Here is a 12,494-nt window from a genome sequence, read left to right on the forward strand (position 1 = left end):
ATCAATCGGCTTGAGCGAGCGCCAGCCCGCGCAGCAACGCGAGCACCGTGGCGATGGCGGGGCAGGCTACGCCGGCCTGCTCGCCGAGTTGCCGGACCTGGCCGACGATCGCCTCGACTTCGATCGGCGCGCCGCGCAGCACGTCCTGCAACATCGACGGCTTGACACCGTGCCAGTGCGGCGAGCTTGGCGGCGCCCCGCCGGTGTCCAGCGCAACGCGAATCCGCGCGGCGGCATCGCCGATCTCCGCGCCGCAGGCACGCGCGATCGCCGCGACTTCCTCGGCAAGTTGAATGCACAGTTCGCAGAGGCCGGGCACGCTGCGTAGCGCATCGATCGGCAGCCGCGTGAGTGCGCAGACCACATTGAGCGGGACGTTGCGCGCCACTTTCATCCAGATTTCGCGGCGCAGGTCAGCGCATCCGACGGACGCGAGTCCCGCCTGCGCGAGTAGCGCGACGGTGGTCTGCAGGCGCGGCGTGATGTGACCGCCGGGCTCGCCGACGAGCCAGCGGTTCTGGCCGCTGTGGCGGATTACGCCAGGCGCGACGATCTCGTTGGCCGAGTAGACGACGCAGCCGAGCGCGTGCTCGGGCCGCACGGTGGTCCACAGACGCCCGCCGGGATCGACGAGCGGCAACGGGCCGTGCTGGCGCACGATCTGGCGCGTGCCATGCCACCACCAGGGGATGCCATTCGCGACGAACACGATCCACCCGCCGGCCGCGCGCAGCGACGCGATCGCCTCGGCGGCGTCGGCCTGGGCGAACGCCTTCAGGGTCACGAACACGAGATCCTGGGCTGGCAGATCGGCGGGCGTGTCGGTCGCGGCGGCCGGATGCGTGACGTCCTGCCCCGTCTCGGCGAGGACCGTGAGTCCGTTCGCGCGGATCGCGGCCAGGTGCGCGCCGCGCGCGACGATCGAGACCTCGTGGCCGCCGCTCGCCAGCAGACGGCTGGCCAGATAGCCGCCGACCGCGCCGGCGCCGAACACGGCGATCTTCATCGTGCGCTCACGCGCCGCGTGGGCAGTACGTGTCGATTTCCTCGACGTCGAGTTGCGCGTAGGCATCGGCGGCGCCGCTCGTGTGCCACGGATGCGCGCCTTCCGCGATCGCGCGGATCGCCGCTTCGTCGCGCGCCATGCGGCGACACGCGGCGTCGATGACCGCGTGCGCGTCGGCATGCGGCACCACGACCACGCCGTCGCCGTCCGCGATCAGGAGATCGCCGGGGTGCACGAGCACGCCGTCGCAGGACACCGGGGTGTTGACAGCGCCATGCCCTGCCTTGAGCGGACGCGCCGGCGAAATGAGCGTGGACCACACCGGAAAGCGCATGCTCTCCAGCGTATTCGTATCGCGGATACAGCCTTGCACGATGACGCCGGCGAGCCCCTTGGCCGCCGCATAGTTGGCGGCGACGTCGCCCCATTGCGCGCCGGAGCTTTCCGCATGCGTGACGACGACCAGCACGTCGCCGCGCTGCGCGAGATAGAGCGCGCGATGCATCATCAGATTGTCGCCGGGCGCGCAGGTGGCCGTGATAGCGGAACCCGCGATCGTCAGCCCGCGATTGAGCGGGCGCATGCGTGGCGTCATGAGACCGCTGCGGGCGTTCGGGCCCATCGCTTCGTGAATGTCCGCGATGCTGAGCTGGACGGCGCGCTCGCACAGCGCGGCCGGAATGCGTTCGACCTGGGTATAGACCTTCGAAATTGCCATTGCATCCTCCTCGTGGGGCTTCCGATATTGGAGCGCCCGCCCGGCGCGAACAAGCCGGCGAATACCGGCCGTTTTGCAATGTGAACCGTTGACGCCGCCGTGCATCGATATGCATCGCCGTTTGCGGGATTTCTCTAGCGGTGCCGAAGCCGTCCGCGCGCTACTATCGATGACCGCATCAGGCGGCTAGAGGCTTCGGATCGATGATCGACCACGCGAGGACACGCGATGCCATTCGATACGTTTGACACGGGCACGATACCCGCAGCGTCGATTCACCAGGTGCTCGCGGGCAGTCTCGCCGCGCATGCCGCATTGATGGACGAACCCGCTGCGCCGGACGACCCGTCGCGGCCGCGCTCGGGCACCCAGAGCCTCGAGCGCGCGATCGGTCTGCTGCGCGAGCTGGCATCGCGCAACCGCGCGGGCTGGCGGCTCGGCGAACTGGCCGCCCGTTGCGGTATCGACAAAGGCTCGGCGCATCGGCTGCTGGCCTGTCTGATTCGCGAGCGTCTGGTCGAGCAACGTGCGTCCGACCGCCGCTATCAGCTTGGGCCGCTGCTGGGGGAACTGGCGCTGTCGGCGCCGGCCCGTGGCGCGCCACCCGAAATCTGTCGCGAGCGGCTTGCCGGTGTCGGCAAGCGCTTCGGCGGGCTCGTGTTCCTGATGCTTCGCAGCGGCAACGAATACGTTTGCGCGATGCGCGCCGGACAGACTGAACTGCGTGCCGTGTCCGTCGAGACCGGTACGCGCCGGCCGCTCATCACCTCGGCGGGCGGCGTGTCGATCCTGCTCGCGCTGCCCGAAGAGGACGCCAGACGCATCCGCGAAAACAACGTCCGCCAGGAAATCTCGCGCTGTGGTGACGTGCGTCTGAAGAGCCTCGGCCAGATGTATCGGCGCTCGCAGGCGTTCGGTTACGGCGTGAACCTTGGCGACGTCGTGCCGGGCATTCACGCCGTGGGCGTTCCCGTGTTCAGCCGTCCTGGCAAGCCCGCTGCGTCGCTGTGCTTGATGACCTGGTCCCAGAGCCTGCCCGAGGCACGCGTGGACGAAGCCTGCGAGGCATTGATGGCCGAAGCCCCGGCGGCCGCGGCCTGTTGCGCCGCCGACGTTGCGTGATGACGTGCTAGCGCGCGCTTAGGCCGCGTTCAGGCCGCATTCAACCCACATTCGAGCCGCCGCTCGGCCGCCTCTCTTCCAGCGGCACCACGCGGCCTCTGCATTCCATCTCCTTCCCCATCACGAATGCGCAGTACGTGTGGTCACTCACCGTGGCCGCATCGCGAGTCGCCGTGAGCCATCCGGAGTCGTCACGCAAGCCGCCGCTTGCGCAGCGCAAAAAAGTTCACACTGCAAAACGCGAAGCCGTCACTCGATTGCTGCTGTCCTGAACACTCGACACAATGAATCAACAGGACAGCGGAGAGAGACGGGCATGGACATCGAGAAGGCAATCAATCTCGACGATCTGCGGCGCCTGGCCAAAAAACGGCTGCCGCGGATTGCCTTCGATTTCATCGAAGGCGGCGCCGACGACGAACAGTGCCTCGCGCGCAACCGCGAAGCTTTCCAGCGTTATCAACTGGTGCCGCGCTATCTCGTCGACGTGTCGCGGCGCGACCAGTCCTGCACCTTGCTCGGACGCACGTATGCGAGCCCGTTCGGCATTTCGCCCACCGGTCTCGCGGGTCTGTTTCGGCCCAACGCCGACCTGATGCTCGCGGCCGAAGCGGCGGCAGCGAACATTCCGTATCTGATGTCGAGCGCCAGCACCGACTCGATCGAGGAAGCGGCCAAGGTGGCGCCGCACAACACCTGGTTTCAGATCTACGGCACGCGCAACGACAGGATCAACGACGATCTGGTGCGCCGCGCGCGCGACGCCGCGCTCGAAACGCTGGTGCTGACCGTCGACGTGCCGGTCAATTCGAACCGCGAGCGCAATCGCCGCAATGGCTTTACCCGCCCGCTCAAACTTTCGCCCGCGATCATGCTGGAGGCGATGGGCCACCCGCTGTGGGTGCTGCGCTACCTGCGCAGCGGCGGCATGCCGATGATGAAGAACTGGGCCAACTATGCGCCCGACGGCGCGCGCGCCGGCGACGTCGCCGATCTGTACGGCACGCTCACGCCCGCGCCGGCCACCACCTGGCGCTCGCTCGAACGCGTGCGCAACCTGTGGCCCGGCAAGCTCGTCGTGAAGGGCATCCTGCATCACCGCGATGCGGCGCTGGCGATGCAGGCCGGCGTCGACGGAATCATCGTGTCGAATCATGGTGGCCGGCAACTCGACGGTGCGCCGTCGCCGGTGCAGATGCTGCCCGCGATCCGCGAGGCGGTCGGCGAGCGCGTCGAACTGCTACTCGACAGCGGCGTGCGACGCGGCACCGACGTGATCATCGCGCTATGCCTCGGCGCGCGCGCCGTGACGTTCGGCCGGCCGACGCTGTACGGCGCCGCCGCCGGTGGCCAGGCCGGGGTGCGCAAGGCGATCGAGATCGTGCGCCGCGAAATCGACGTGGTGATGGCGCAGATCGGCTGCACCAGTCTGAAAGAACTCGGCCCCGCCAATCTGCATGAATGGCCGCTCGACGGCGAGTTTCTGCGGCGCGAGTGGTTGCGTCACGACGGCGATCCCGTACTGAACGTCGATTAGCGACGGCTGCGCCGCAGTCCCCAAAACAGATCAAGGAGACACCTGTGAAAAACTCAACGCAACAGCCCACGCAAGCGCGTTCGCGCCTGCCGTACGCGCGCGCTACGCTCGCGGTCTGCGTGCTTTTCACCGCGTTGTGCGCGAACGCCGCCGTCATGTGGCGCGCGTACACGTACAACGCGGCCGCCACCGTCACGGCGGTGAAGGGGCTCAACGCGCTGTTCGAGCAGATCCGCAACGACACCGACAACGCGCTGTCGATCCGGCTCAATCTCGGCGGCACGCTGGCGATCAGCGCGACGAACATCACGGAGGCGGTGGCGGGCAACGTCGTGCAGATGGGCGACGACGCGTTCTTCGTCGGCAGCGTGCCGGTGGGCGGCACGGTGCGTCTGCCGATGCTGATCTCGGACCGCGCCGCGTTCGATCGCGGCTGGGCCGCAGAAGCGCCTTACCTGAAGGCGGCTTACGACAAGAAGGGCATCGTGCTGCTCGGCCACTACACGTTTCCGATCAACGTGATCTGGTCGCGCAAGAAGCTCACGTCGCTCGCCGATATCGCTGGGCAGAAGATCCGCGTGATTTCGCCCGAGCAGGCCGAGTTCATCAAGCGTCTCGGCGGCATTCCGGTGACCCTCGGCACCTCGGAGGTCGCGGCGGCGCTCGATCGCGGCGTGATCGACGGCGTGACGACCGCGAGTTCGGGCTATGGCTACATCTGGCGCGATCTGCTCAAGTACCGCTACAACCTGAACGTGAGCTTTATCGACTCGCTGATCCTGGTGAACAAGCAGGCGTGGCTCGCGCTGCCGCCGCAGATGCAGGCCAAGGTCCAGCAGGACATCGATGCGGCCACCGCGCGCATGTCCGACGCGATGGCCGAAGAAGAGAGCCGGCTGACGAACCAGCTCGGCAGCAGCGGCATCACCGTGACGACGCCGACGGCCGCCGACATGGCGCAGGCGCGCCGGCTGATCTCGCCGTACTGGGATTCGTGGGCCACCGCGCGCGGCGAGACGGCGCAGCAGGCGCTGTCGAAAGTACGCACCGCGATCGACAGGTGAGCCGATGAAAGTAGACATCGTGATGGGGGAAGCCCCCGAGACCGCGCAACTCGCGTCGGACGCCGAAGACACCGGCGAGAGCTGCATCGACTGGTTGTGCCGCTGGATCACCCAGCTTGCGGTGATTGCGCTGATCCTGATGATCGCGACCGAAGTGATCGCACGCAGCGTGTTCGGTCTGTCGCTCGAAGTCACCGACGAACTGGGCGGCTACGCACTGGTCATCGTGACCTTCGTCAGCCTGCCCACGTGTCAGGCGCAGGGGGCGTTCCACCACGTCCATTTCCTCGATGCGAAGCTCGGGCCGCTCGCGCGCGCCATCCTGCGGGCGGTGTTTACCACCATCAGCCTCGGTGCGATCGCGATCCTGTGCTGGCAGTTCGTGCTGTTCACGCTGACGAGCTGGCAATCGGGTGACGTGGCGGCCACCATGCTGCTGACCCCGCTGTGGATTCCGCGCGCGATCATGTGCTTCGGCGCCGCGTGCCTGTGCCTGTCGCTGCTGCGCACGCTGTATCGCGAATGGCTGTCCATTGCGAACCTGCTGCAAAGGAGAAACGCATGATCGCGCATCTCGAACTGGCCGTAACGTTTCTGCTCTTTCTCGGGCTGCTGGGCGCGGGCATGGCCGTGCCGTTCGCCATCCTCGTGCCGGCGCTCGCTTACCTGTACATGCAGGGCGGCGTCGCGGCGTTCAGCGGTATTGGGCTCACCAGCTGGGGCAGCATGAACAGCTACACGCTCACCGCGATTCCGCTTTTCATCCTGATGGCTGAGTGCATTCAGGCGAGCGGCCTCGGCTACCGGGTCTACGGCGGTCTCGCGCGACTATTCCGGCGCATGCCGGGCGGCCTGATTCAGACCAACCTGATCGGCTGTGCGCTGTTCGCCGCGGTGAGCGGATCGAGCATCGCCACCGCCGCAGCGGTGGGCAACGTCGCGCTGCCGCAGCTCAGCGCACGCCGTTACGATCGCAAGCTCTCCACTGGCTCGCTGGCCGCTGGCGGCACGCTCGGCATTCTGTTTCCGCCGAGCATCGCGCTGATCGTCTACGGCACGTTCACGGAAACCTCGGTCGCGAAGCTGTTCATGGCCGGCGTGGTGCCCGGCGTTTTGCTCACGACGCTGTTCGTGATCTACGTCGCGGTGCGCGCGCTGATGCGGCCGGAACTCGTCGAAGCGCCGGACGAGACGCCGACGCGGTTCGCGATCCTCGTGCGCGCGCTGTGCGATGTGCTGCCGCTGGGCCTGCTGGTTGGCGGCGTGCTGGGTGCGATCTACGCGGGCCTCGCCACGCCGACCGAAGCCGCGGCGGTGGGTTGCGTCGCGGCTCTCGTGATCTGCCGCGTATTCGCGACGCTGACGTGGCAAACGCTCGCCACCTCATTGCGGCGGGCCACGCTGATCGTCGGCAACATCATCTTCATCACCTACGCCGCGTATATCTTCTCCTACGCCATGACCTTCGCCGGGGTCGGTGAAGAGATCACGTCGTTTATCGTCGGGATGCATCTGAGCAAGCCCCAGTTCTTCATCGCGCTACTGATTCTTTACACGGTGCTCGGCGCGCTGATCGAGAGCCTGGGGATGATCGTCATCACCGTGCCGCTGCTCGCGCCAGTGCTGCAGAGCTACGGCATCGATCCGGTGTGGTTTGGCGTGGTCGTCGTCATGTTCATCGAAATGGGGCAGATCACGCCGCCGATCGGCATCAATCTGTTCGTTATCCAAAGTATTTCTAAAGGATCGATCACCGAAGTCGTGCAAGGCACGATTCCTTTTCACCTCATCATGTTCGTGCTGCTCGCGCTGCTGATGGCGTTCCCGCAGATCGCCCTGTGGCTGCCGACGCGCATGATCGGCGCATGACATCCTGGAGACGCATTCATGTTTGATCCACCGAAAAGACTCAAGCCCGAGCTGTTTGCCAGAATTCCCGAGCATCTGCACGTGCGCGAGCGCGCGTCGCAATGGGTCAAGGTGCAGCAGCATGGCAGTCCGACGCCCGTGTTTCTCGAAGGACCGTCGTTCGATCGCGACGGCAATCTGTGGGTCGTCGACATTCCGTGGGGCAGACTCTTCAGGATCGATCCGCGCGGCGACGTGACGCTCGAACTGGAGTACGACGGGGAACCGAACGGACTCAAGTTTCATCGCGACGGACGCGCGTTCATCGCCGATTACCGGCACGGCATCATGGTCTTCGATCCCACGACCGGCAAGATCGAACCGTATTTCGAGCGGCCCACGCTCGAACGCTTCAAAGGCTGCAACGACCTGTTCTTCGCGTCGAACGGCGACCTGTACTTCACCGACCAGGGGCAGACCGGCCTGCACGACCCGACCGGTCGTCTCTACCGGCTGCGCACGGACGGCCGGCTCGACTGCGTGCTGAACAACGTGCCGAGCCCCAATGGCCTCGTGCTCAACGCGGACGAGACCGCCGTGTATCTCGCGGTCACGCGCGATAACGCGATCTGGCGCGTGCCGCTGCTGGCCGACGGCACCGCGACGAAGGTCGGCGTCTATCTGCAGATGTCGGGCGGCGGCGGCCCTGACGGTATCGCGCTCGACAAGGACGGCGGTCTCGCGGTTTGCCATGTCGGATTCGGCGCGGTGTGGATCTTCAGCCCGAAAGGCGAGCCGCTGTACCGGATCGACTCGCCGTACTCGCTGACCACCACCAACTGCGCGTATGGCGGCCCCGGGAACCGCGACCTCTACATCGTCGACTCGCGCGCCGGTTGCATCCTCAAGGTCGAGGTGCCGGTGGCCGGCAAGCCCATGTATTCCCATGCCGGGTGAAGCGGGCCCGGGCCAAACCCATCATCAAAACGGAGCGTCGCAATGAAAACGTTGGACAGGCTGGACGGCACGCCGCTGAAGGACGGTGTCGCATTCGAGGTGGGCGTGAGAGTGAACGAGTTTCTGACCGGCGCGCGGCCAATTGAAGAACTGGAAGCATTGTGGCGGAGCCATCCGGTACTGGTCTTCCGGCGCGAGGCGCTGCTCGAGGAAGAACTGGTTGCTTTCTCGTCGCTGCTCGGCGAGTGCGAAGCCGTGAGCCGCAAAGATATTCTGTCGCCTTACTCCGACAAGGTCATCTACTTCAGCACGCTGCGTTACGCGGACGGCCGCAATCTGGGCGGTTTCGCGGGCGGCGAGGATGTCGACTGGCATTCGGATCAGACGTTCCGGCCGGCGCCTTCGACCGGCGCGATTCTCTACGGCGTCGAAGTACCGCGCGACGGCGGCGACATCTATTGGGCGGATCAGTATCGCGCGTGGTCGCTGTTGCCTGAAGACGTGCGCAGCAAGATCGACGGGAAGATGGGCACGTACCGCTACGCGAAGCGACTCGCGATCATGAACGCCACCGAACTGAAGGGCAAATTCGACGAGCTCTCGCGCACGCCGGACGTACGGCACCCGGTGGTGCTGGAACATCCGCTGACGGGCCGCAAGGCGCTCTACGCGGACCCCACTACGCTGGTCTCGATCGACGGGCTCAGCGAAGAAGAGAACGCGCGCATCCTGCGGTTGCTGTTCGAGGCCGGTGGCGACGAGTCGGCGGTCTATCGGCACAAGGTGCTGTCCGGCGATCTGATGATGTGGGACAACGGCTGCACGATGCATCGGCGCGACGTGATGACACTCGAACAGCCGCGCCTGATGAAGCGGACCACCTTCAGGCTGCCGGCGGCGAAGTACTGCGTGCCGTACTAAAGTCGGAACGGAGCTAAAGCTGGATCGGCTAGCGCGCGCCGCGCGCTAGCCGCCGTCTTCCGTGTGTTCTTCGTGTTCCGTCCATTCCGTTCGCCCGGTTTGCTTCGTGCGCATTGCCGCGCGAATTCCAGGGCGAATTTCCTCACGCTGTTCCGCGCGCCTGTCATCGGCACAGCACATCAGATCCTCCAGTCCAATGACCGTGCCGAGCCGGTTCGTGAACAGCTCGATGGCGTCGCGGCTGTCCGCTCCCACTCTCAGCCACGCGTGGCTATGAAGCGCGCGCCTCGTGATCCGCAGCGACATGAGCGCCACGCCGCTACGCCTCGCCCAGCCTGTTATGCGTTCAAGCGATGCATACGCATCGTCGTTCTCGCACATGAAGGTCACCTGCAACTGGTGACGAAAGCAATCTTGGTCTGACATGGAGATTTCGCGCGAGTACATAAGGGACGATCCAGGTCAGAGGAGTCTATCGCGCGGCTCGTCGGGGCCGGCGGCGACGGTCGATCGAAAGTTCACATTGCAATACACGTCGCGGGCGGCGGCGTCGCGCAACCGTGACGGATGGAAAGATTCAACATGTGAAACCGACCGACGCGGCGGCCTTTTATTGAACAGGTGGTCGCGATATCTTTGACCGGTGAGATCGACGGACGAAGCAACAGCAGGCCATCGATACTGACGGTAAAGCAATAAGTTATCCAATCTAAAACCACCAGGAGACACCTATGAATGCCCGTCCTATTACCCGGCTCGCCGGAGCGAGCCTGCTGTTTGTCGCGGCGTCGAGTCACGCGCAGAGCAGCGTTACGCTGTATGGCGTCATCGACGCGGGTTTGAACTACATCAGCAACGTGCAGACGGGCCGCTCGGCCTCCGGTTTGCAGGGTAGTCAACAGTACTCGTTTCAGGACGGCGCGACCGGCGGCATTCGCGGCAGCCGCTGGGGTCTGCGCGGTACCGAGGACCTTGGCGGTGGGCTCAAGGCGATCTTCGTGCTGGAGAACGGCTTCTCGATTAGCAACGGCACGTTCGCGCAGGGCGGCGCGGAATTTGGGCGGCAAGCCTATGTCGGCATGCAAAGTTCGTATGGCACGGCAACGCTCGGGCGCCAGTACGACTCGGTGGTCGACTTCATCCAGCCGTTCCTGTCCGGCGCCGCGTGGGCCGGTTACTTCGGCGCGCATGCCGGCGACGTCGACAATACGTTGAACACGCGCCGCATCAACAACTCGGTGAAGTTCACCAGCCTCGACTACGCGGGCTTCCGCTTCAGCGGTCTGTACAGCTTTGGCGGCGTGCCGGGCAGCGTCGGCCACAACCAGGTATGGTCCGCCGGTTTGAGCTATCGCACCGGCGCCGTCGCGCTGGCGGCCGCGTATCTGAATGCGCGCAATCCGAACCTGTCGTTCTACGGCACCAACCCCAACGCGGGAACGACGGCCGCCACCAACAACCTCGGCAGCGTGGGTTCGGCGACGTCGCCGCAATCCAATCCGATCTATGCGGGCTATGCTTCCGCATCGACCACGCAGATCGCCAGCGCGGCCGCGTCGTATCAGTTGGGGCAGGCTTCGCTCGGTCTGATCTATTCGAACGTCCAGTTCAGGGGGCTCGGCTCCTCGTCCGGGCCGAACCCGTTCGGCTATTCGGGGATGGCGACGTTCAACAACGCAGAAGTCAACCTGCGCTACCAGATCACCCCGGCGCTGCTCGCCGGCCTCGCCTACGTGTACACGCACAATTCCGGCGCGGGCAACGCGAGCAGCGCGAGCTACAACCAGGTCCAGGCCGGCACCGACTATTTCCTGTCGAAGCGCACCGATGTCTACGCGATCGTCGCCTATCAGCGCGCGTCGGGACACGATTCGCTGAATCAGCCGGCCGTCGCATATATCACCGGGCAAACGCCGTCCGCGACCAATCACCAGGTCGGCGTGCGGCTCGGCATCAGCCATCGCTTCTGATGCACGCGAACCGGGCGTTGGGTTCAACATGTGAAACCTTCAACCCGCGCCCGGCTTCACATCCCCTTCTCGCGCACATAACGTAAAGACGCGCCCCTTTGGATTTCGACCATGAAGAACCAGACAGCCATCAATCTCGAAGACCTGCGCCAGCAGGCACGACGCAAGCTGCCGCGCATCGCGTTCGACTTCATCGACGGTGGCGCGGATGACGAGCTCTGCATGCAGCGCAACCGCGGCGCCTTCTCGCGCTATCGCCTGGTGCCGCGTTATCTGCGCAACGTCAGCCGGCGCGACCAGAGCGTGCGCTTGTTCGGCCACACCTACGCGAGTCCGATCGGCATTTCGCCGACCGGGCTGGCGGGACTGTGGCGCCCCGACGCGGATCTGATGCAGGCGGCCGCCGCCCGCGAAGCAAACGTGCCGTTTCTGCTCTCCAGTTCGAGCAATGCATCGCTCGAAGAGACGGCGGCGCTCGCGCCCGACAACGTCTGGTTCCAGATGTACTGCACGCGCGACGCCCACATCAACGCCGACTTCGTGCGGCGCGCGACCCGCGCGAACGTGCGCGTGCTGGTCGTGACGATCGACATACCGGTCAACGCGAACCGCGAACGCAATCGCCGCAACGGTTTTTCGCGGCCGTTCCGCATGACGCCCGGGGTCGTGCTCGAAGCGCTGGGCCATCCCGCATGGGTGCTGCGCTACTTGCGCACCGGCGGCATTCCGATGATGCGCAACTGGCAACCGTACGCACCGGAAGGCGCCAGCGCGGCACAGGTCGCCGATCTTTTCGGCACGCTCACGCCCGCGCCGGAAGTCTGCTGGGACCATCTGCACCGCATCCGCGATGCGTGGAGCGGCCCGCTCGTGATCAAAGGCCTGCTGCATCCCGAGGATGCGCTGGAAGCCGTGCGGATCGGCGCCGATGGGCTCGTGGTGTCGAACCACGGCGGGCGCCAGCTCGATACCGCGCCGTCGCCGCTGGAGATGCTGCCGGCGATTCGCGCGGCGGTCGGCGAAGACGTGCAACTGATTCTGGACAGTGGCGTGAGGCGCGGCTCGGACCTCGTGATCGCGGGTTGTCTGGGCGCGAGCGCGGCGGTGTTCGGCCGTCCGTCGCTGTACGGTGTGGCGGCGGCGGGGCAGGCGGGCGTCGCGCGGGCGTTGCAGATCATGCGCAACGAGATCGACATGGTGCTCGCGCAGATCGGCTGTGCGTCGTTCAGCCAGCTCGACTCGCGCTATTTGTGGCGCGCTGCTCATGAGACGGCGGCGCACGCGATGGATCAGGACCTGTCGCAACTGTTGACGGAGAGGTTCGGCGCTGCCGCCTGACTATTGCACGGCA

12 protein-coding genes are annotated in these 12,494 nt (G+C 65.7%); 9 read left to right on the forward strand and 3 right to left on the reverse strand.

What is annotated here, in order from left to right; all coding sequences use genetic code 11:
- Position 1: 1 nt before the first annotated feature.
- Both LPA37_RS13335 and LPA37_RS13340 read right to left on the reverse strand, forming a co-directional pair.
- Entirely contained in the window at positions 2-1,072 is a 1,071-nt protein-coding gene (locus LPA37_RS13335) for a ketopantoate reductase family protein (protein WP_229012813.1), read from the reverse strand.
- On the reverse strand, positions 1,014-1,724 hold the full coding sequence (locus LPA37_RS13340; protein WP_229012814.1) for a 4-carboxy-4-hydroxy-2-oxoadipate aldolase/oxaloacetate decarboxylase: 711 nt from the start codon (positions 1,722-1,724) through the stop codon (positions 1,014-1,016). Before LPA37_RS13340 ends, LPA37_RS13335 begins: the two co-directional genes overlap by 59 nt.
- A 228-nt stretch (positions 1,725-1,952) precedes the next feature.
- On the opposite strand from LPA37_RS13340, the gene LPA37_RS13345 reads away from it, so the two are divergent.
- The 7 genes from LPA37_RS13345 (at position 1,953) to LPA37_RS13375 (ending at position 9,173) form a co-directional block, all read left to right on the forward strand.
- On the forward strand, positions 1,953-2,846 hold the full coding sequence (locus tag LPA37_RS13345; RefSeq protein WP_229012815.1) for an IclR family transcriptional regulator: 894 nt from the start codon (positions 1,953-1,955) through the stop codon (positions 2,844-2,846).
- A 316-nt stretch (positions 2,847-3,162) separates the two neighbouring features.
- A complete protein-coding gene (locus LPA37_RS13350; protein ID WP_229012816.1) occupies positions 3,163-4,383 on the forward strand; it encodes an alpha-hydroxy acid oxidase in 1,221 nt (406 codons plus the stop codon).
- A 44-nt stretch (positions 4,384-4,427) separates the two neighbouring features.
- A complete protein-coding gene (gene dctP / locus LPA37_RS13355; protein WP_229012817.1) occupies positions 4,428-5,447 on the forward strand; it encodes a TRAP transporter substrate-binding protein DctP in 1,020 nt (339 codons plus the stop codon).
- 4 nt (positions 5,448-5,451) lie between these two features.
- Positions 5,452-6,012, forward strand: a complete 561-nt coding sequence (locus LPA37_RS13360; RefSeq protein WP_229012818.1) for a TRAP transporter small permease — start codon at positions 5,452-5,454, stop codon at positions 6,010-6,012.
- Entirely contained in the window at positions 6,009-7,316 is a 1,308-nt protein-coding gene (locus LPA37_RS13365) for a TRAP transporter large permease (protein WP_229012819.1), read from the forward strand. Before LPA37_RS13360 ends, LPA37_RS13365 begins: the two co-directional genes overlap by 4 nt.
- Before the next feature lie 18 nt (positions 7,317-7,334).
- The gene (locus LPA37_RS13370; protein ID WP_229012820.1) at positions 7,335-8,252 is read left to right on the forward strand and encodes an SMP-30/gluconolactonase/LRE family protein; all 918 of its coding nucleotides are present in this window, start codon (positions 7,335-7,337) and stop codon (positions 8,250-8,252) included.
- Between the two features lie 42 nt (positions 8,253-8,294).
- Positions 8,295-9,173, forward strand: coding sequence for a TauD/TfdA dioxygenase family protein (locus LPA37_RS13375; RefSeq protein ID WP_229012821.1), 879 nt, complete (start codon positions 8,295-8,297; stop codon positions 9,171-9,173).
- Between the two features lie 45 nt (positions 9,174-9,218).
- Here LPA37_RS13375 and LPA37_RS13380 read toward each other — a convergent pair whose 3' ends face one another.
- The gene (locus tag LPA37_RS13380) at positions 9,219-9,599 is read right to left on the reverse strand and encodes a hypothetical protein (RefSeq protein ID WP_229012822.1); all 381 of its coding nucleotides are present in this window, start codon (positions 9,597-9,599) and stop codon (positions 9,219-9,221) included.
- A 305-nt stretch (positions 9,600-9,904) separates the two neighbouring features.
- Between LPA37_RS13380 and LPA37_RS13385 the strand changes: the two genes are divergently transcribed.
- Together LPA37_RS13385 and LPA37_RS13390 are read left to right on the forward strand one after the other, a co-directional pair.
- Positions 9,905-11,143: a porin gene (locus LPA37_RS13385; protein WP_229012823.1), complete on the forward strand. Its 1,239-nt coding sequence runs from the start codon at positions 9,905-9,907 to the stop codon at positions 11,141-11,143.
- A 111-nt stretch (positions 11,144-11,254) separates the two neighbouring features.
- Entirely contained in the window at positions 11,255-12,481 is a 1,227-nt protein-coding gene (locus tag LPA37_RS13390) for an alpha-hydroxy acid oxidase (protein WP_229012824.1), read from the forward strand.
- Positions 12,482-12,494 lie beyond the last annotated feature (13 nt).

It is taken from the genome of Paraburkholderia gardini, assembly GCF_907164545.1.
In the GTDB taxonomy this organism is placed as follows: Bacteria; Pseudomonadota; Gammaproteobacteria; order Burkholderiales; family Burkholderiaceae; genus Paraburkholderia; species Paraburkholderia gardini.

What these genes read in the sequence shown, in the direction of transcription:
- LPA37_RS13335 (WP_229012813.1), bottom strand. Translation starts at nt 1,072, where the DNA reads ATGCCTACGCGCAACTCGACGTCGAGGAAATCGACACGTACTGCCCAC.
- LPA37_RS13340 (WP_229012814.1), bottom strand. Translation starts at nt 1,724, where the DNA reads ATGGCAATTTCGAAGGTCTATACCCAGGTCGAACGCATTCCGGCCGCG.
- LPA37_RS13345 (WP_229012815.1), top strand. Translation starts at nt 1,953, where the DNA reads ATGCCATTCGATACGTTTGACACGGGCACGATACCCGCAGCGTCGATT.
- LPA37_RS13350 (WP_229012816.1), top strand. Translation starts at nt 3,163, where the DNA reads ATGGACATCGAGAAGGCAATCAATCTCGACGATCTGCGGCGCCTGGCC.
- LPA37_RS13360 (WP_229012818.1), top strand. Translation starts at nt 5,452, where the DNA reads ATGAAAGTAGACATCGTGATGGGGGAAGCCCCCGAGACCGCGCAACTC.
- LPA37_RS13365 (WP_229012819.1), top strand. Translation starts at nt 6,009, where the DNA reads ATGATCGCGCATCTCGAACTGGCCGTAACGTTTCTGCTCTTTCTCGGG.
- LPA37_RS13370 (WP_229012820.1), top strand. Translation starts at nt 7,335, where the DNA reads ATGTTTGATCCACCGAAAAGACTCAAGCCCGAGCTGTTTGCCAGAATT.
- LPA37_RS13375 (WP_229012821.1), top strand. Translation starts at nt 8,295, where the DNA reads ATGAAAACGTTGGACAGGCTGGACGGCACGCCGCTGAAGGACGGTGTC.
- LPA37_RS13380 (WP_229012822.1), bottom strand. Translation starts at nt 9,599, where the DNA reads ATGTCAGACCAAGATTGCTTTCGTCACCAGTTGCAGGTGACCTTCATG.
- LPA37_RS13385 (WP_229012823.1), top strand. Translation starts at nt 9,905, where the DNA reads ATGAATGCCCGTCCTATTACCCGGCTCGCCGGAGCGAGCCTGCTGTTT.
- LPA37_RS13390 (WP_229012824.1), top strand. Translation starts at nt 11,255, where the DNA reads ATGAAGAACCAGACAGCCATCAATCTCGAAGACCTGCGCCAGCAGGCA.